Annotated in this window: 21 protein-coding genes; 3 read left to right on the forward strand and 18 right to left on the reverse strand. The window is 65.7% G+C overall.

Annotation, left to right across the window (positions count from 1 at the left end; genetic code table 11):
- Nucleotides 1–7: 7 nt before the first annotated feature.
- The 17 genes from rplO to KF871_RS05970 all read right to left on the reverse strand — a co-directional run bounded on the left by rplO (nt 8) and on the right by KF871_RS05970 (nt 11,905).
- Nucleotides 8–445, reverse strand: coding sequence for a 50S ribosomal protein L15 (gene rplO, locus KF871_RS05890; protein WP_291139560.1), 438 nt, complete (start codon nt 443–445; stop codon nt 8–10).
- A gap of 14 nt (nt 446–459) precedes the next feature.
- Nucleotides 460–642: a 50S ribosomal protein L30 gene (gene rpmD / locus KF871_RS05895; RefSeq protein WP_291139563.1), complete on the reverse strand. Its 183-nt coding sequence runs from the start codon at nt 640–642 to the stop codon at nt 460–462.
- Nucleotides 643–653: 11 nt separating this feature from the next.
- Nucleotides 654–1,172 (reverse strand): 30S ribosomal protein S5, encoded by a 519-nt coding sequence (gene rpsE, locus KF871_RS05900; RefSeq protein WP_291139566.1) that lies wholly within the window; start codon nt 1,170–1,172, stop codon nt 654–656.
- Nucleotides 1,173–1,190: 18 nt separating this feature from the next.
- The gene (gene rplR, locus KF871_RS05905) at nt 1,191–1,556 is read right to left on the reverse strand and encodes a 50S ribosomal protein L18 (protein ID WP_291139569.1); all 366 of its coding nucleotides are present in this window, start codon (nt 1,554–1,556) and stop codon (nt 1,191–1,193) included.
- Nucleotides 1,557–1,567: 11 nt separating this feature from the next.
- Nucleotides 1,568–2,101, reverse strand: a complete 534-nt coding sequence (rplF, locus tag KF871_RS05910) for a 50S ribosomal protein L6 (RefSeq protein ID WP_291139573.1) — start codon at nt 2,099–2,101, stop codon at nt 1,568–1,570.
- Nucleotides 2,102–2,124: 23 nt separating this feature from the next.
- Entirely contained in the window at nt 2,125–2,520 is a 396-nt protein-coding gene (gene rpsH / locus KF871_RS05915; protein WP_291139576.1) for a 30S ribosomal protein S8, read from the reverse strand.
- 18 nt (nt 2,521–2,538) lie between these two features.
- Nucleotides 2,539–2,844, reverse strand: a complete 306-nt coding sequence (rpsN, locus tag KF871_RS05920; protein ID WP_291139579.1) for a 30S ribosomal protein S14 — start codon at nt 2,842–2,844, stop codon at nt 2,539–2,541.
- A gap of 8 nt (nt 2,845–2,852) precedes the next feature.
- Nucleotides 2,853–3,392: a 50S ribosomal protein L5 gene (gene rplE, locus KF871_RS05925; protein WP_291139582.1), complete on the reverse strand. Its 540-nt coding sequence runs from the start codon at nt 3,390–3,392 to the stop codon at nt 2,853–2,855.
- 2 nt (nt 3,393–3,394) lie between these two features.
- Nucleotides 3,395–3,712 (reverse strand): 50S ribosomal protein L24, encoded by a 318-nt coding sequence (gene rplX, locus KF871_RS05930; RefSeq protein WP_291139585.1) that lies wholly within the window; start codon nt 3,710–3,712, stop codon nt 3,395–3,397.
- Between the two features lie 9 nt (nt 3,713–3,721).
- Nucleotides 3,722–4,090, reverse strand: a complete 369-nt coding sequence (rplN, locus tag KF871_RS05935; protein ID WP_009514936.1) for a 50S ribosomal protein L14 — start codon at nt 4,088–4,090, stop codon at nt 3,722–3,724.
- A gap of 208 nt (nt 4,091–4,298) precedes the next feature.
- Nucleotides 4,299–5,843, reverse strand: coding sequence for a glycerol-3-phosphate dehydrogenase/oxidase (locus KF871_RS05940; RefSeq protein ID WP_291139588.1), 1,545 nt, complete (start codon nt 5,841–5,843; stop codon nt 4,299–4,301).
- A gap of 60 nt (nt 5,844–5,903) precedes the next feature.
- Nucleotides 5,904–7,634 carry an ABC transporter substrate-binding protein gene (locus tag KF871_RS05945; RefSeq protein ID WP_291139591.1) on the reverse strand — a complete coding sequence of 577 codons (1,731 nt, stop codon included), beginning with the start codon at nt 7,632–7,634 and terminating at the stop codon, nt 5,904–5,906.
- A gap of 107 nt (nt 7,635–7,741) precedes the next feature.
- Nucleotides 7,742–8,050 carry a DUF2160 domain-containing protein gene (locus KF871_RS05950; RefSeq protein WP_291139593.1) on the reverse strand — a complete coding sequence of 103 codons (309 nt, stop codon included), beginning with the start codon at nt 8,048–8,050 and terminating at the stop codon, nt 7,742–7,744.
- A gap of 1 nt (nt 8,051) precedes the next feature.
- Entirely contained in the window at nt 8,052–8,864 is an 813-nt protein-coding gene (locus tag KF871_RS05955; protein WP_291139597.1) for a carbohydrate ABC transporter permease, read from the reverse strand.
- Complete coding sequence (locus tag KF871_RS05960) at nt 8,857–9,750, reverse strand: carbohydrate ABC transporter permease (RefSeq protein WP_291139600.1); 894 nt, start codon at nt 9,748–9,750, stop codon at nt 8,857–8,859. Before KF871_RS05960 ends, KF871_RS05955 begins: the two co-directional genes overlap by 8 nt.
- A complete protein-coding gene (locus tag KF871_RS05965) occupies nt 9,747–10,826 on the reverse strand; it encodes an ABC transporter ATP-binding protein (protein WP_291139603.1) in 1,080 nt (359 codons plus the stop codon). The genes KF871_RS05960 and KF871_RS05965 overlap by 4 nt, the downstream gene beginning before the upstream one ends.
- Nucleotides 10,826–11,905: an ABC transporter ATP-binding protein gene (locus KF871_RS05970; protein WP_291139606.1), complete on the reverse strand. Its 1,080-nt coding sequence runs from the start codon at nt 11,903–11,905 to the stop codon at nt 10,826–10,828. The genes KF871_RS05965 and KF871_RS05970 overlap by 1 nt, the downstream gene beginning before the upstream one ends.
- Before the next feature lie 156 nt (nt 11,906–12,061).
- Here KF871_RS05970 and KF871_RS05975 point away from each other — a divergent pair, with 156 nt between their 5' ends.
- The 3 genes from KF871_RS05975 (at nt 12,062) to proC (ending at nt 15,280) form a co-directional block, all read left to right on the forward strand.
- Nucleotides 12,062–12,856: a DeoR/GlpR family DNA-binding transcription regulator gene (locus tag KF871_RS05975; RefSeq protein ID WP_291139609.1), complete on the forward strand. Its 795-nt coding sequence runs from the start codon at nt 12,062–12,064 to the stop codon at nt 12,854–12,856.
- Nucleotides 12,853–14,346, forward strand: a complete 1,494-nt coding sequence (gene glpK / locus KF871_RS05980) for a glycerol kinase GlpK (protein ID WP_291139611.1) — start codon at nt 12,853–12,855, stop codon at nt 14,344–14,346. Before KF871_RS05975 ends, glpK begins: the two co-directional genes overlap by 4 nt.
- A gap of 106 nt (nt 14,347–14,452) precedes the next feature.
- Complete coding sequence (proC, locus tag KF871_RS05985; protein WP_291139614.1) at nt 14,453–15,280, forward strand: pyrroline-5-carboxylate reductase; 828 nt, start codon at nt 14,453–14,455, stop codon at nt 15,278–15,280.
- Nucleotides 15,281–15,301: 21 nt separating this feature from the next.
- Here proC and KF871_RS05990 read toward each other — a convergent pair whose 3' ends face one another.
- Nucleotides 15,302–16,354, reverse strand: a complete 1,053-nt coding sequence (locus KF871_RS05990) for a DMT family transporter (RefSeq protein WP_291139617.1) — start codon at nt 16,352–16,354, stop codon at nt 15,302–15,304.
- Nucleotides 16,355–16,360: the final 6 nt, after the last annotated feature.

Genomic DNA, 16,360 nt, shown 5'->3' on the forward strand with positions numbered 1-16,360 from the left:
TGCGGGATCAGGCTGCGGCCACTTGGCCACCGGCCGCTTCAATGGCAGCCTTGGCGCCAGCGGTGGGCACAACATCCTTGAGCGTCACGGCGCGCGTGATCTCACCAGACTTGATGACCTTCACGCGCTTGGCGAGCTGGGGCACCAGACCAACCTGCTTGAGCAGCAGCACATCGATCTCGGCAGCGTCCAGGCCATTGATATCGGCCAAGGTGACTTCGGCGTTGAAAGCCAGCGTGGTCGATTTGAATCCACGCTTGGGCAGGCGACGCTGCAGCGGCATCTGACCGCCTTCGAAGCCCACCTTGTGATAGCCACCGGCGCGCGACTTTTGACCTTTGTGGCCACGACCTGCGGTCTTGCCCAGGCCCGAGCCGATACCACGGCCGACACGGCGCTTGGCGTGCTTGGCACCCTCGCCCGGCTTGATGTTGTTGAGTTCCATGTCGTCGACTCCGATCAGAGCACTTTGACCAGATAGCTGATCTTGTTGATCATGCCGCGCACGGCAGGGCTGTCCTGCAGTTCGCTGACGCTGTTGAGCTTGCGCAGACCCAGGCCGCGCACGGTGGCACGGTGGCTTTCCTTGCAGCCGATCGGGCTGCGCACGAGCTGAACCTTGACGGTGTTCGATTGGCTCACGATGAATCCTTTCAGCCCAGGATTTCCTCGACCGATTTGCCGCGCTTCGCAGCAACTTCAGCCGGGGTGGTGGACTTCTCGAGTGCGTCCAGCGTGGCGCGCACCAGGTTGTATGGGTTGCTCGAGCCATGGCTCTTGGCCACGACGTCGGTCACACCCAGCACTTCGAAGACGGCGCGCATCGGGCCGCCAGCGATGATGCCGGTACCCTTGACTGCCGGCAGCATCATGACGTTCGATGCGCCGTGCTCGCCGTGCACCGCATGGTGCAGCGATCCGTCCTTGAGCGAGACCTTGATCATGTTGCGGCGAGCCTGCTCCATGGCCTTCTGCACGGCGACCGGCACTTCACGCGCCTTGCCTTTGCCCATGCCCACGCGGCCATCGCCATCGCCGACCACCGTCAGCGCAGCGAAACCGAGGATGCGACCGCCCTTGACCACTTTGGTCACGCGGTTGATCGCGATCATCTTTTCGCGCAGACCGTCGTCGTTCGCTTCGTTCTTGATGTTTGCCTGAAACTTAGCCATGTCGTGTATCCCGTGTCATCAGAACTGCAGGCCGGCTTCGCGGGCTGCGTCGGCCAGGGCCTTGACGCGACCGTGGTAAGCGAAGCCAGCGCGGTCGAACGCGACTTTCTCGATACCGGCAGCTTTTGCCTTTTCGGCAATACGCTTGCCGATCAATGCAGCAGCAGCCACGTTGCCACCCTTGCCCGAAGCGCCCAGCTGGGTGCGCACTTCTTTTTCGGCAGTGGATGCGGTTGCCAACACACGGCCGCCATCGGCGGAAATGACGCTGGCGTAGATGTGCAAGTTGGTGCGATTCACGGTCAGGCGCACCGCCGCCTGTTGGGCGATGCGGATGCGGGTCTGACGCGCGCGGCGCAGGCGTTGTTCTTTCTTGGTCAACATGATCGGACTCCTTATTTCTTCTTGGTTTCCTTGATCACGACCTTCTCATCCGCATAACGGATGCCCTTGCCCTTGTAGGGCTCGGGCGGACGCACGGCACGCACCTCGGAGGCGATCTGACCCACGCGCTGGCGATCCGCACCCTTGATGATGATTTCGGTCGGCGCAGGCGTTTCCACCTTGATGCCGGCTGGCATGTCCATGATCACGGGATGCGAGTAGCCCACCGTGAGGTTGAGCTTGGCGCCCTGGGCCTGGGCCTTGAAACCCACACCGACCAGGTTCAACTTCTTTTCGAAGCCCTTGCTCACGCCGGTCACCATGTTGTTCACCAGCTGGCGCATGGTGCCGGACATGGCGTTGGCGTCGCGCGACTCATCCACGGGGGCAAAGTTGATCTTGCCGCCGTCGATGTCGATCTTGACCAGGGAGTTGAGCGCCAGCGTCAATGCGCCATTGGCGCCCTTGACGTTGATCAACCCATCCTTGACGGCCACCTCAACCCCAGCGGGGACGGTCACCGGCAGTTTTCCAATACGTGACATTCAATTTCTCCTTGATGCCCGCATCAGGCGACGTAGCACAGGACTTCGCCGCCGACTCCAGAAGCGCGGGCCTTGCGATCGGTCATCACGCCACGCGGCGTGGTCACGATGGCCACGCCCAGACCATTCTGGACCTGGGGAATGGCGTTGCGCCCGCGGTAGACGCGCAGGCCAGGGCGGCTGACGCGCTCGATGCGCTCGATCACCGGGCGACCGGCGTAATACTTCAGGGCAATTTCGAGTTCGCTCTTGCCACCGTCATTGGTGACTTTGAAGCCGTCGATATAGCCCTCGTCCTTCAGGACCTGGGCAATCGCCGCTTTGACTTTCGATGCCGGCATCGACACGGTGGCCTTCTCGACCATCTGCGCGTTGCGGATGCGGGTCAACATGTCGGCGATGGGATCACTCATGCTCATGTGGGGATCTCCTGAGGCTTACCAGCTGGCTTTGGTGATGCCGGGAATTTCACCGGCAAACGCCATCTCGCGCACCTTGGCGCGACCCAGACCGAAGTGGTTGAAGGTGCCACGCGGACGGCCCGTGATTTCGCAGCGATTGCGCTGACGGGTCGGGTTCGCGTTGCGCGGCAGCTTCTGCAGCGCCAGGCGGGCGGCATCGCGCTCTTCGTCGCTCTTCTTGGCGTCGTTGGCGGTGGCCTTCAGTTCGTTGTATTTCTTGGAGAACTTGGCTGCGAGCTTCTCGCGCTTGAGTTCACGTTGGAGCAGTGCTTGTTTTGCCACGCGATACCTCAGTTCTTGAAGGGGAAACGGAAACCCGCCAACAGAGCCTTGCACTCATCGTCGGTCTTGGCGGTCGTCGTGATGCTGATGTTCAAACCGCGCAGGGCATCAACCTTGTCGTACTCGATCTCGGGGAAGATGATCTGTTCCTTGACGCCAACGTTGTAGTTGCCGCGGCCGTCGAACGAACGACCCGAGATACCACGGAAGTCGCGCACACGCGGCAGCGCCACGGTGACAAAGCGGTCCAGGAATTCGTACATGCGGGCGCCACGCAGGGTCACCATGCAGCCGATGGCCTGTTGCTCACGGATCTTGAAGCCGGCGATGGCCTTGCGGGCCTTGGTCACGACGGGCTTCTGACCAGCAATCTTGGTCAGGTCGCCCACAGCGTTGTCCATCACCTTCTTGTCGGCGACGGCCTCGCTCACGCCCATGTTGAGCGTGATCTTGGTGATGCGCGGCACCTCCATCGTCGACTTGTAGTTGAACTTGGCGGTCAACTCGGGGACCACCTTCTCGCGGTAGTGTTGTTGCAGTCGTGCCATGGTCATGCCACCTTGATTTCTTCGCCGCTGGACTTGTAGACGCGCACGTTCTTGCCATCAACGGCCTTCACGCCCACGCGATCGGCCTTGCCGGACGTCGGGTTGAAGATCGCCACGTTGGACTGGTCGATGGGCATGGTCTTCTCGACGATGCCGCCGGTCACACCCTTCATGGGGTTCGGCTTGGCGTGCTTCTTGACGGTGTTCACACCTTCGACGACCACATGCTGCTCGTCGGCACGGGAGAGCACCTTGCCGCGTTTGCCCTTATCGCGGCCGGCGATCACGATGACTTCGTCACCGGTACGGATCTTGTTCATGTTGCTTCCTCAGAGGACCTCAGGGGCCAGCGACACGATCTTCATGAACTTCTCGGTACGCAGTTCGCGCGTGACCGGGCCGAAGATGCGGGTGCCGATGGGCTCCAGCTTGGCGTTGAGCAACACCGCGGCGTTGCCGTCGAATTTGATCAATGCGCCATCCTGGCGACGGATGCCCTTGGCGGTACGCACCACCACGGCGTTGTAGACCTCGCCTTTTTTGACGCGGCCGCGCGGTGCTGCTTCCTTGATGCTGACCTTGATGACATCACCCACGCTGGCGTAGCGGCGCTTGGAACCACCCAGCACCTTGATGCACATCACGGACTTGGCACCCGTGTTGTCAGCAACATCGAGTCGAGATTGCGTTTGAATCATTTGATTTAAGTCCCAACTTGAATCCTGAAGGCCACCGCGGCCGACAGCGATCAGTCTTGGGCCCGTCGTCGGAAGACACCTGCTGCAAGCGGCTGCTGCCGCGGCGGATGCCACCCTTCGGTGGGCAGACGGCGCACATTGCTGCACGCCAGAAACTCCACCCCGTGAGGGGCGAAGCCGCGGATTATGGCACGAGCTGAAAGGCGCGTCAAACAGCGGGGGCCGCGTAACGCGCCGCCAACGCCTGAAATTCGTCGGCACGCGGGTCGGATACGCCCTCCTGGCGCAGGATTTCCGCGACGCCTGGCGCCATCCGCGCGGCTTCCTTTGCATCCAGAAACAGTGCGCGCCATCGGCGGGCGAGCACGTCTTCGACAGTGAGTGCAAACTCACTTTTGACTGCAAACCGCACCATCGCGGCCTGCAAACCCATGCCGAGGTGATCGTCGGCGCCTGGCAACGCACGCACCGCGTCAGCATCCGCACCATACAAATGCCACCCGGGCGAAGCATGTATCGGCACCGACGCCTGCACAGGGGCACCCGCCAGGCGATGCTTTTCGCTGTGCCCCGCCGCCCGCACCGGCAATCGCCCAGCGTCAAAACACTGTTGAAGCACGTCCTCGGCCATGGCGCGGTAGGTGGTCCATTTGCCACCGGTCACGGTGACCAGCCCATTGGGATCCACCACCACCGTGTGCTCGCGCGACAGCGACTGGGTGCTGCCGCCGCCTTCGGTTGGCGGCGCCACCAACGGTCGCAGGCCGACCCACACGCTGCGGATGTCGGTGCGTTGGACCTTGCGCTTGAGCGCACGTGAAGCCTCGTCCAGGATGAAGGCCAACTCTTCGGCAAACGGCTGCGGTTCGCGCGCCAGATCCTGTCGCGGGGTGTCGGTGGTGCCCAGAATGAGCTTGCCCAGCCAGGGTACGGCAAACAGCACACGGCCATCGCGGGTCTTGGGCACCAGGAGCGCGTGGTCGCCGCCCAGGAATTCGCGGTCGACCACCACATGCACCCCCTGGCTGGGGCTGACCATGTGCGAGGGCGTGCCCGCCGCCTCTCGCACGGCGTCGACCCACACACCCGTGGCATTGACCACGCAACGGGCGTGCACGCGGTGCTCGGCGCCGCCGATACGATCGCGCACCGTCACAGCGTGCCCATCGCCATCGGACGCAATGGCCGTCACTTCGGCGTGGTTGAGCACGCATGCGCCCGCTGCTTGCGCGCTGCGCGCCAACGCAATGGCCAGCCGTGCATCGTCAAACTGACCGTCCCAGTAGCGAACGCCGCCGCGCAAGCCTTGCGGGTTGACCCCCGGCAAGGCAGCCAGCGTCTGCGCCCGGTTGAGAAATTCGGTACGCCCCAGGCCGGCGCGTCCGGCCAGCAGGTCGTACATCTTGAGGCCCACCCCATAAAACGGGGTCTGCCACCACTGGTGGCTGGGCATCACGAAAGGCAAGGGCTGCGCCAGGTGCGGCGCAATCGCCATGACGGTCGTGCGCTCGGCCAATGCCTCGCGCACCAGCGACACGTTGCCTTGCGCCAGGTACCGCACGCCACCGTGCAACAACTTGGTGGCGCGCGACGACGTACCACCCGCGAAATCGTGCGACTCGAACAAAGCCACAGAGAATCCGCGCAGGCTGGCATCAAGCGCCACGCCCAGCCCGGTGGCCCCACCGCCGACAACGACCATGTCGAAGCGGGCGCCGTCGGTCAGCGAAGCGATGTGTTGTTCTCGGTTCATGGGCGTGGCGGTCTGACCCCGGCGCGGGGAAGCGCCGGGGGGCGGAGGTCAAGGGCGCGATCAGCGGACCTTGCCGGCCTTCCAGGCGTTGAGCAGCGAATCGTAGGCGATGGTCTCGCCCTTGGGCTTCTCGTTGGCCAGCTTCTTCCACGGCGCGGCCTTGTCGCTCAGCCACTTGCCGGGATCGCTCTTGGGGTTGAGCTTGGGCGCGCAGCGCTCCATGCCGGCGCGTTCCAGACGGGCCATCACCTGGTCCATCTGATCAGCCAGCGAGTCCATGGCTTGCTGCGGCGACTTCTCACCCGTGACTGCCTGCGCCACGTTCTGCCACCACAGCTGCGCCAGCTTGGGGTAGTCGGGCACGTTGGTGCCGGTCGGGCTCCAGGCCACGCGTGCGGGCGAGCGGTAGAACTCCACCAGACCACCCAGCTTGGGCGCCATGTCGGTCATGGCCTTGCTCTGGATGTCGCTTTCGCGGATGGGCGTCAGACCGACCATGGTCTTCTTGAGCGAGGTGGTCTTGGCGGTGATGAACTGCGCGTAGAGCCAGGCGGCTGCCGTCTTGTTGGCGTCGTGGTTCTTGAAGAAGGTCCACGAGCCCACGTCCTGGTAGCCGTTCTGCATGCCCTGCTTCCAGTACGGGCCATTGGGGCCAGGGGCCATGCGCCACTTGGGCGTGCCGTCGGCATTGACCACCGGCAGGCCGGGCTTGGTCATGTCGGCGGTGAACGCGGTGTACCAGAAGATCTGCTGCGCGATCTGCCCTTGCGCGGGCACCGGGCCGGCCTCGCCGAAGGTCATGCCGGTGGCTTCCTTGGGCGCGTACTTCTTCATCCAGTCGACGTACTTGGTGAGCGCGTAGACCGCTGCTGGCGAGTTGGCCGCACCGCCGCGCGCCACCGACGCACCCACCGGCGTGCACTTGTCGTCGGCCACGCGGATGCCCCACTCGTCAATGGGCAGGCCATTGGGGTTGCCGATGTCGGCGGTGCCGGCCATGGACAGCCAGGCATCGGTGAAGCGCCAGCCCAGCGACGGGTCTTTCTTGCCGTAGTCCATGTGACCGTAGATGGGCTTGCCATCGATCATCTTCACGTCGTTCGTAAAGAACTCGGCGATGTCCTCGTAGGCGCTCCAGTTCAGCGGCACACCCAGGTCGTAGCCGTACTTGGCCTTGAACTTGTCCTTCAGGTCCTGGCGCGCGAACAGGTCGGCACGGAACCAGTACAGGTTGGCGAACTGCTGGTCGGGCAACTGGTACAGCTTGCCGTCCGGCCCGGTGGTGAACTTGGTGCCGATGAAGTCCTTGAGGTCCAAGCCCGGGTTGGTGAAGTCCTTGCCAGCGCCCGCCATGTAGTCGGTCAGGTTGAGAATCTGGCCGTAGCGGTAGTGGGTGCCGATCAGGTCGGAGTCGCTGATCCAGCCGTCGTAGATCGACTTGCCCGACTGCATCGAGGTCTGCAGCTTCTCGACCACGTCGCCTTCCTGGATCAGGTCGTGCTTGACGGTGATGCCCGTGATTTCGCTGAAGGCCTTGGCCAGCGTCTTGGACTCGTACTCGTGGGTGGTGATGGTCTCGGACACCACCGAAATCTCGTTCACGCCCTTGGCCTTGAGCTTGGCCGCGGCGTCGATGAACCACTTGAGCTCGGCCGTCTGCTGGGCCTTGCTCAGTGTGGAGGGCTGGAACTCGCTGTCGATCCAGCGCTTGGCGGCGGCCTCGTCCGCCCAAGCCGGCGCGGCCGCCCCGATCGCGATCAGCGCTGCCAGCGCCGTGTGTCGCAGTTTCATGTCGTCGTCTCCTCGTTGGTTTCCGCCCCCCGGCATACACATCGACGCGGCACCGGGGAAGCGGCGGGCCGGTCGCACAGAAACAAGTTCAGCTCGGCACCATTGCCTCAACCCTTTCGCATCACCCAGGCCATCCAGACCATGGAGACCACGAAGCTGACCCACACCGAAGGCTCCTGCTCCATCGTCAGGCGCTCGGCGATCCAGCCGGCCGCGCCGACGAACGCCAGGTTGATGTAGGCCGCGCCCAGCAGGCCAATGAACAAGCGGTCGCCGCGCGTGGTCTTCATGGGCAGAAAGCCTTTGCGCTCCGTGGTGGGCTGGCGGATCTCCCACACCGTCATGCCAATGAGCATGAGCAGGATGCAGCTGAAGAAGACCGCCACCGGCGTGGTCCAGACCATCCAGTCGAACATGTCAGACCCTCCCCATGGCGAAGCCTTTGGCGATGTAGTGGCGCACGAACCAGATGACGATGGCACCCGGCACGATGGTCAGCACACCCGCTGCCGCCAGCGTGGCCCAGTCCATGCCGGAGGCACTCACCGTGCGCGTCATGGTGGCCACGATGGGCTTGGCGTTCACGCTGGTGAGCGTGCGCGCCAGCAACAGCTCCACCCAGCTGAACATGAAGCAGAAGAAAGCCGCGACGCCCACGCCGGCCTTGATCAGCGGCAGAAAGATCGTGAAGAAGAAGCGCGGGAAGCTGTAGCCGTCGATGTAGGCGGTCTCGTCGATTTCGCGCGGAATGCCGCTCATGAAGCCTTCGAGAATCCACACCGCCAGCGGCACGTTGAACAACAGGTGCGCCATGGCCACCGCAATGTGCGTGTCCATCAGGCCCATGGTCGTGTAGAGCTGAAAAAACGGCAGCAGGAACACCGCCGGTGGCGTCATGCGGTTGGTGAGCAACCAGAAGAACACATGCTTGTCGCCCAGAAAGCGGTAGCGCGAGAACGCGTAGGCCGCGGGCAGCGCCACGGTGAGCGAGATCACCGTGTTGATGCCCACATAGATCAGGCTGTTGATGTAGCCCGAGTACCACGATGCGTCGGTGAAGATGGTGCGGTAGTTGGCCCACGTGAACGTGGCCGGCCACAGGGTGAACGAGGACAGAATCTCCTCGTTCGTCTTGAAGCTCATGTTGACCATCCAGTAGATGGGCAGCAGGGCGAACACCAGGTAGGCGATGAGGAACAGGCTGCGTTTGCGAAAGCGACGCTCATTCATGGCCGTGTTCCTTCTGCGACGTGCCCAGGCTCTGCATCCAGTTGTAGAGCACGAAGCAGAACAACAGGATGATGAAGAAGTAGATCAAGGAGAAGGCCGCCGCTGGACCGAGGTCGAACTGGCCGACCGCCTTGGTGGTGAGGTACTGCGATAGGAAGGTGGTGGCGTTGCCGGGCCCGCCACCGGTGAGTACGAAGGGCTCGGTGTAAATCATGAAGCTGTCCATGAAGCGCAGCAGCACCGCGATCATCAGCACGCCCCGCATCTTGGGCAGCTGGATGTAGCGGAACACCGCCCACTTGCTCGCGCCATCGATGCTGGCCGCCTGGTAGTACGCGTCGGGAATGCTGCGCAGACCGGCATAGGCCAGCAGCGCCACCAGCGGCGTCCAGTGCCACACGTCCATGATCAGCACCGTCCACCACGCGTGGCTCGGGTTGCCGGTGTAGCTGTACTCGATGCCCATGCGCTCCAGCGCATAGCCCAGCAAGCCAATGTCGCTGCGCCCGAAGATCTGCCAGATCGTGCCCACCACGTTCCAGGGAATCAGCAGCGACAAGGCCACGATCACCAACACCACCGACGAGCGCCAGCCTTTGGCCGGCATGGACAGCGCCAGCGCGATGCCCAGCGGAATCTCCACCAACAGCACCGCCAGCGAGAACTGGATCTGCCGCCACAGCGCCAGGTGCAGCTCGGTGTCGCGCATCACCATGGCAAACCATTCAGTGCCGACGAACACGCGCCGCTGCGGCGAGATGATGTCCTGCACCGAGTAGTTCACCACCGTCATCAGCGGCAGCACGGCCGAGAAGGCCACACACAGGATCACCGGCAGCACCAGCCACCAGGCCTTCTGGTTCACGGGTTTGAGGGTCGTGCTCATGCTTGCACCAGTTGATCATCTCGGTAGAAGCAGGTGTGCTCGTCCAGCAGGCGCAGCAGCACAGTGTCGCCCACCGCGGGAACGCCGGCTTCGATCGGCAAACGGCTCTTGAGCGTGTGCCCACCCAGGTCGCAGGTGAGCAGCACATAGGTACCGATGTCCTGCACCCGCAGCGCACGCGCTGGCAGCGAGCGCCCGTCACCGGCCTGGCCCAGGCCCAGATACTCGGGGCGAATGCCCAGCTTCAGCGGCCCGTCCGGCAACTGGCGGCCATCGGTCAGCGCCAGCGGCTGCTCGTTGACCAGCACGCCGCCGCGCACCGCGGTGGCCGGCAGAAAGTTCATGCCCGGCGAGCCGATGAAATGGCCCACGAAGGTGTGCGCCGGGCGCTCGAACAGGTCTTCGGCCGCCCCTTTTTGCACCGCGCGGCCACGCGACATCACCACCACTTCGTCGGCAAAGGTCAGCGCCTCCACCTGGTCGTGCGTCACGTAGATGAGCGTGAGCTTGAGCTCATGGTGGATCTGCTTGAGCTTGCGCCGCAGCTGCCACTTCAGGTGCGGGTCGATCACGGTCAGCGGCTCGTCAAACAGCACGGCCGACACGTCGGGCCGCACCAGGCCGCGGCCGAGCGAGATCTTCTGCTTCTGGTCGGCGCTCAGGCCGGCCGCACGGTCGTCGAGTTGGCCGTTGAGCTCCAGCATCTCGGCGATGCGCCCCACGCGCTGGCGGATCTCGGCCTCGGGCACCTTGCGGTTGCGCAGCGGAAACGCCAGGTTCTGCGCCACGGTCATGGTGTCGTAGATCACCGGAAACTGGAACACCTGGGCGATGTTGCGCTGCTGCGGCGTCTGGCGCGTCACGTCACGCCCGTCAAAACGCACCGTGCCCTGCGACGGCGCAAGCAGACCCGAGATGAGGTTGAGCATGGTCGTCTTGCCGCAGCCGGACGGGCCCAGCAAGGCATAGGCACCGCCATCACGAAACACCATCTGCAGCGGCAGCAACGCGTAGTCGTCGTCCGACTGCGGGTTGGGCCGGTAGGCGTGCGCCAGGTCAAGTTCGATCAGGGCCATCAGCGCGCTCCTTGTCGGCTCAGCGGCGCGCGCACCAGCGGGCCGGCGGCATCGAAGACGAACAGGTGATCGGGGTTGAGATGCAGCGTGATGCGCGCACCCAGATCGAACTTGTGCACCCCCGCCAGCTGGGCGACCAGATCACCCACCTCGGCGTGCACGTGCACAAAGGTGTCCGAGCCGGCGATCTCGGCCAGCTCGACCCGCGCCTCAATCGCCACGTCGCCCGCCTGCGTACGTTCGCGCAGGCCACCGGCGCGAATGCCCAGCACCAGGTCGTCCCCCGCCTCGTTCGGCAGGGCCAGCGACCAGTCCACCGCGTTGGCCACGCGCACGCCACCGCCACCGGCGCGGCGCGCCGGCATCAGGTTCATGGGCGGGTCGCTGAAGGCGCGCGCCACGCGAAGGTTCTTCGGGGTATGAAACACCTCGGCCGTCGGGCCGTATTGCAGCAACTCGCCCGCATCCATCACAGCTGTGTGCCCGCCCAGCAGCAAGGCCTCGCCCGGCTCGGTGGTGGCGTACACCACGGTCGATTCGCCGCCCGCAAACAGCGCCGCCAGTTCCTCGCGCAGTTCCTCGCGCAGCTTGTAGTCCAGGTTCACCAGGGGCTCATCAAGCAACATCAGCGGTGCCTGCTTGGCCAGCGCGCGTGCCAGCGCCACGCGTTGCTGCTGCCCGCCCGACAGCTCGGCCGGCAGACGGTCCAGAAAGGCGTCGATGTGGAGCCGCTCGGCGAGCGCGCGCACGCGGGCATCGATGTCGGGCTCGCCGCGCAAACGCAGCGGCGAGCCGATGTTTTGCGCCACCGTCATCGACGGGTAGTTGACGAACTGCTGATAGACCATGGCCACGTTGCGCTCGCGAACCGAGCGGTGGGTGACGTCCACGCCGTCCACCAGCACGCGCCCCGAACTCACGGTGTCCAGGCCGGCCATGGCACGCATCAGACTGGTCTTGCCCGCCTGGGTGGCGCCCAGCAGTACGGTGACGGCACCGGGCACCGGCGCCAGGGTCATGGGGTACAGGTGAACCGACGGTCCGACCGTCTTCGTGATCTGATCCAGCAACAGTTGCATAGGGAGGTGATGGGCGCGCCCGGGCGGTAGCGCCGGCGGCGTTTTCGTTTGAGCGAATCTTTGTTCGTTTCTTTTCTTTTTGTGTTCGGTATATACCCTTAGAAGTCCATCAGTGTTTTCCGATATGTTCGTATCCGCTCGTACGGCCGCCCGACCATGAACCTGAATCCCCGCCACACCGAACTGCTCGACGAAGTCCGCGCCCACGGCCCCCAGACCATCGAAGCGCTGGCCGAGCGCTTCGGCGTGACGCTGCAGACCGTGCGCCGCGACGTGCAGCGCCTGGCCGAGGCGGGCCTGCTGGCGCGCTTTCATGGCGGCGTTCGATTGCCAGGCTCCACCACACAGAACATCGCCTACCGCCAACGCCAGGCCTTGCAGGCCGACGCCAAGCTGCGCATCGCGCGCGCGGTGGCGGCGCGGGTGCCCAACGGCTGCTCGCTGATCATGAACATCGGCACCACCATCGAGGCCGTGGCACGCGAGCTGCAGCGCCACCGCGGGCTGCGGGTGATCACCAACAACCTGCACATCGCCTCGCTCATGAGCGCCAACCCCGACTGCGAAGTCATCGTGGCGGGCGGCCAGGTGCGCTCGGCCGACCAGGGCATCGTGGGTGAGGCCACGGTGGACTTCATGCACCAGTTCAAGGTCGACATCGGCCTCATCGGCATCAGCGGCATCGAGGCCGACGGCACGCTGCGCGACTTCGACTACCGAGAGGTGAAGGTGGCGCGCGCCATCGTGGCGCAATCGCGCCAGGTATGGCTGGCGGCCGACCAGTCCAAGTTCAATCGACCGGCCATGGTCGAACTCGCGCGGCTCGACGAACTCGACGTGCTGTTCACCGACGCGCCGCCACCATCGCCATTTGCCGAACTGCTCGAGCAAAGCCACGTGGAATGCGTGGTGGCTGCCGAGCGCGAATCCATTCCAGTCCCGACGCCATGACCTACCTGCTCGCCCTCGACCAGGGCACCTCCAGCTCCCGCAGCATCGTGTTCGACCGAGACGGCCGTGTGGTGGCCATGGCCCAGCGCGAATTCCCGCAGATCTACCCGCGCCCGGGCTGGGTGGAGCACGACCCGCGCGAGCTCTGGCACACGCAGCTCGACACCGCGCGAGAGGTGCTGGGCAAGGCCGGTCTGCGCGCCGACAGCGTGAGTACCATCGGCATCACCAACCAGCGCGAAACCACCCTGGTGTGGAACCGGCGCACCGGCGAACCCATCTACAACGCCATCGTCTGGCAAGACCGCCGCGCCGAGGCCGCCTGCGCACAACTGCGCGAGCAAGGCCACGAGGGCCTGGTCCAGCGCAAGACCGGGCTGCGCATCGATGCCTACTTCTCGGGCACCAAGCTGCAATGGATCCTCGACAACGTCGAGGGCGCGCGCGCCCAGGCCGAGCGCGGCGAGCTCGCATTCGGCACCGTCGACAGCTGGCTGATCTGGCAACTCACGCGCGGCGCGCGCCACGTCACCGACCACAGCAACGCCGCGCGCACCATGCTGTTCAACGTCAACACGCTCGACTGGGACGACGAGCTGTTGGCGCTGCTGCGCATCCCGCGCAGCCTGCTGCCCGAGGCCCTGCCCTCCAGCGCCGACTTCGGCAGTGCCGACGCCGACTGGTTGGGCACCGCCCTGCCCATCGGCGGCGTGGCCGGTGACCAGCAAAGCGCACTGTTCGGCCAGGCCTGTTTCAAGGCCGGCATGGCCAAGAACACTTACGGCACCGGCTGCTTCATGCTGATGCACACCGGCGAGCGCTTCCAGACCAGCCAGAACGGGCTCATCACCACCTCGTGCGCGCAAGCGCCAGGGCCGGCGCAGTACGCGCTCGAAGGCAGCGTGTTCATTGGCGGCGCGGTGGTGCAGTGGCTGCGCGACGGTCTGAAGGCCATCTCGTCGAGCAGCGAGGTGCAGACCCTGGCCGAGAGCGTGCCCGACGCCGGTGGCGTGGTGCTGGTGCCGGCCTTCACCGGCCTGGGCGCGCCCTACTGGCAGCCCGACGTGCGCGGCACCATCACCGGCCTCACGCGCGGCACCACCATTGCGCACATTGCGCGCGCCGCGCTAGAGAGCATCGCGTTCCAGAGCGCTGCGCTGCTGCAGGCCATGAGCCGCGACGCCGTGGCCGCTGGCGGTGTGCCGGTGAGCGAGTTGCGCGTGGACGGCGGTGCCTGCGTGAACGACCTGTTGATGCAGATCCAGGCCGACCTGCTGGGCATCCCCGTGGTGCGGCCCGCCGTGGTGGAAACCACCGCGCTGGGTGCGGCCTACCTCGCGGGCCTGCACGTGGGCGTGTACCGGGGCACCGCAGAGCTCAGCGCGCAGTGGCGCGCCGAGCGCCGCTTCCAGCCCACGCTGTCGCCGGCGCACGCGGCCGAAAAAATGGCCGCCTGGGAGCACGCGGTGCGTCAGACGGTTGCGGCATAGCGGCCTCCCCCCGCGCCGCTTCGCGTCACCCCCCATCGGGGGGCGGCACCAGAGGCCCGGCAAAGCCGGTTCCTCGGTGCCCCTGGCCGCGCGCGACAATCGCGCGATGAATGCACCCACCCACCCCCTCATCACCTTCATCGGCGGCGGCAACATGGCCAGCGCCATCGTCGGCGGCCTGCTGCGCCAGGGTCACCCGGCCGGTGCCTTGCAGATCGTCGAGCCCTGGGACGAACAACGCGCGCGCCTGGCGCAGCAGTTTCCTGGCGTCGCCCTGTTCGCCGCGGCCGAGGCCCGGCTGCAGCCGTCGGACCTGGTGGTCTGGGCGGTCAAGCCGCAGACCTTCAAGGACGCCGCCCTGGCCGCCGGCCCCTTCCTGGGCCAGGCGCTGCACCTGAGCGTGGCCGCCGGCATCACCAGCGAGAGCATGGCGGCGTGGCTGAACACGCAGCGCATCGTGCGCGCCATGCCCAACACCCCCGCCCTGGTCGGCCTGGGCATGACCGGCCTGTTCGGGCGCGACGGCGCCAGCGCGCAGGACCGCGGCCTGATCGAGACCGTGGTGCGCACCACCGGCGAACTGGTCTGGGTGAACACCGAGCGCGACCTCGACGCCGTGACCGCCATCTCCGGCTCCGGCCCGGCCTACGTCTTCTACTTTCTCGAAGCCATGCGCGACGCCGGCACCCGCATGGGGCTGCCGGCCGACACCGCGCTGCAGCTGGCCATCGGCACCTTCATCGGCGCGTCCACGCTGGCACAACGCTCGGGCGACGCGCCCCAGGTGCTGCGCGAACGCGTCACGTCCAAGGGCGGCACCACCTACGCGGCCATCACCGCCATGGACGCGGCCGGAATGAAGGCCTCGTTCGAAGCGGCGCTGAAGGCCGCGCAAGTGCGCGCGGAGGAACTGGGGCGCGAGTTCGGCGGCTGAGCCCAGCCGCCCCCTGCGGCCTCAATGGCGGTGGCGGTGGCGGTGGCGGTGGTGAAGGTCCGGGTAGTGCGGGTGCTTGTGCGTCAGCGCTTCGTGCTCATGCCAATGCGTGTGCGGCTCCCGCACATCCACGCCGGGCCGATGCGCATGCTGGTGGTGCAGGTCGTGCCGGTGCCGATGCGTGTGCCCCATCGCTTCGTGGGTGTGTGCGTGGGCGTGGGTTTCGCTCACATGCAGCCACACGCCCCAGGCCATGAACGCCGCGGCGAGCCAGAAGCCGGGCGTGACGGGTTCACCGACAAAGACAATTGCCACCGCCGCCCCCACGAACGGCGCTGTGGCGAAGTACGCGCCGGCGCGGGCAGTGCCCAGGCCGCGCAGCGCCAGCACGAACAGCACCAGGCTCACGCCATAGCCCAGCAGCCCCACCAGTGACGCCGCCGCCAACAGCGAAGGCCCCGGCATGGTGGCACCCAGCCAAAGCGCGATCGACACGTTCACCGTGCCCGCCACCAACCCTTTGACGCTGGCAATGAACACCGCGTCCGATGCCGACACGCGGCGCGTGAGGTTGTTGTCGATGGCCCAGCACAGGCAGGCCAGCGCAATCGCCAGCAGCCCGGACCACGATGCCGTTGCGGCAGCCTCGTCGGGCACCGCAAGCACCACGCCACCGGCCACGATGGCCACCATGCCGAGCACGATGCGGCGATCGGCGCTTTCGCCGAACACCACCCAGGCCAGCAGCGCCGTGAGCACCGCCTCCAGGTTCAGCAGCAACGAGGCCGTGGCGCCCGCCACCTGGCTGAGCCCGACCATCAGCGCCACCGGCCCCAGCAAGCCGCCCACGGCCACGACCCCCAGCAGCCAGGGCCACTCGCCCGGCTGCAGACCGGATGGCCGCCAGCCACGGTCGCGCACCAGACGGAACAGACCCAGCCCCAGCCCGCTGCCGAGGTACAGCAAGCCGCCCAGCATCACCGGCGGTATGTCACCCACCAGCACCTTGGCCATGGGTGTGCTCGCGCCGAACAGCGCCGCCGATGCCATTGCGTAGGCGATGTGCCTGTTCACGTTGGC

The sequence above is a fragment of the Hydrogenophaga sp. genome (genome assembly GCF_019635465.1).
Taxonomy (GTDB): domain Bacteria; phylum Pseudomonadota; class Gammaproteobacteria; order Burkholderiales; family Burkholderiaceae_C; genus Hydrogenophaga.

What these genes read in the sequence shown, in the direction of transcription:
- rpsH (WP_291139576.1), bottom strand. Translation starts at nt 2,520, where the DNA reads ATGAGCATGAGTGATCCCATCGCCGACATGTTGACCCGCATCCGCAAC.
- KF871_RS05955 (WP_291139597.1), bottom strand. Translation starts at nt 8,864, where the DNA reads ATGAATGAGCGTCGCTTTCGCAAACGCAGCCTGTTCCTCATCGCCTAC.
- KF871_RS05975 (WP_291139609.1), top strand. Translation starts at nt 12,062, where the DNA reads ATGAACCTGAATCCCCGCCACACCGAACTGCTCGACGAAGTCCGCGCC.
- glpK (WP_291139611.1), top strand. Translation starts at nt 12,853, where the DNA reads ATGACCTACCTGCTCGCCCTCGACCAGGGCACCTCCAGCTCCCGCAGC.
- KF871_RS05960 (WP_291139600.1), bottom strand. Translation starts at nt 9,750, where the DNA reads ATGAGCACGACCCTCAAACCCGTGAACCAGAAGGCCTGGTGGCTGGTG.
- KF871_RS05945 (WP_291139591.1), bottom strand. Translation starts at nt 7,634, where the DNA reads ATGAAACTGCGACACACGGCGCTGGCAGCGCTGATCGCGATCGGGGCG.
- proC (WP_291139614.1), top strand. Translation starts at nt 14,453, where the DNA reads ATGAATGCACCCACCCACCCCCTCATCACCTTCATCGGCGGCGGCAAC.
- rplN (WP_009514936.1), bottom strand. Translation starts at nt 4,090, where the DNA reads ATGATTCAAACGCAATCTCGACTCGATGTTGCTGACAACACGGGTGCC.
- KF871_RS05940 (WP_291139588.1), bottom strand. Translation starts at nt 5,843, where the DNA reads ATGAACCGAGAACAACACATCGCTTCGCTGACCGACGGCGCCCGCTTC.
- KF871_RS05950 (WP_291139593.1), bottom strand. Translation starts at nt 8,050, where the DNA reads ATGTTCGACTGGATGGTCTGGACCACGCCGGTGGCGGTCTTCTTCAGC.
- KF871_RS05970 (WP_291139606.1), bottom strand. Translation starts at nt 11,905, where the DNA reads ATGCAACTGTTGCTGGATCAGATCACGAAGACGGTCGGACCGTCGGTT.
- rplX (WP_291139585.1), bottom strand. Translation starts at nt 3,712, where the DNA reads ATGAACAAGATCCGTACCGGTGACGAAGTCATCGTGATCGCCGGCCGC.
- rpsE (WP_291139566.1), bottom strand. Translation starts at nt 1,172, where the DNA reads ATGGCTAAGTTTCAGGCAAACATCAAGAACGAAGCGAACGACGACGGT.
- rplR (WP_291139569.1), bottom strand. Translation starts at nt 1,556, where the DNA reads ATGTTGACCAAGAAAGAACAACGCCTGCGCCGCGCGCGTCAGACCCGC.
- rplE (WP_291139582.1), bottom strand. Translation starts at nt 3,392, where the DNA reads ATGGCACGACTGCAACAACACTACCGCGAGAAGGTGGTCCCCGAGTTG.
- KF871_RS05965 (WP_291139603.1), bottom strand. Translation starts at nt 10,826, where the DNA reads ATGGCCCTGATCGAACTTGACCTGGCGCACGCCTACCGGCCCAACCCG.
- rplF (WP_291139573.1), bottom strand. Translation starts at nt 2,101, where the DNA reads ATGTCACGTATTGGAAAACTGCCGGTGACCGTCCCCGCTGGGGTTGAG.
- rplO (WP_291139560.1), bottom strand. Translation starts at nt 445, where the DNA reads ATGGAACTCAACAACATCAAGCCGGGCGAGGGTGCCAAGCACGCCAAG.